Annotated in this window: 1 protein-coding gene; it reads right to left on the bottom strand. The window is 51.8% G+C overall.

Going from position 1 to position 417, the window contains the following annotated elements:
- Nucleotides 1-312 (bottom strand): type IV pilin protein (locus HMPREF2606_RS02885; protein ID WP_168167218.1); only part of this gene is annotated, 312 nt, incomplete at its 3' end.
- Nucleotides 313-417 lie beyond the last annotated feature (105 nt).

Here is a 417-nt window from a genome sequence, read left to right on the forward strand (position 1 = left end):
GATCCCCTTAGCCTGGCCGCTCATCCTGATACAGAAACCGCCCGCCTCCTTCACCGGCAATTCCGGCCACTTCGTCGACGTCAGCTTAAAGCTGCCCTTTTTCGTGTAGAACTGCTCCATAAAGCGCGCATTTTCCAGCAGGGCAGCATGCGCCGCACGCAGGTTGGCCGAACGGACCGATTCCCGATAGGCCGTAAAGGCCGCCGTCGCCAATATCGAAATCAACAGCATCACCACCAACAGCTGTATCAAAGAATACCCCCTCTGCACAGTTGCCCTATTCCGTTTTCCGTCAAATGCATTTGAGTACATATCTTTATTCCCTTTATCTTTTCTATCCCCATACAATAAGAGGTTATCCGTTTGTCCCTTTACTCAATGGCCCCCATTGGTCCAAGTCTTCATTGCCACTGCCCA

It is taken from the genome of Neisseria sp. HMSC070H10, from assembly GCF_001837635.1.
Lineage (GTDB): Bacteria > Pseudomonadota > Gammaproteobacteria > Burkholderiales > Neisseriaceae > Neisseria > Neisseria subflava_A.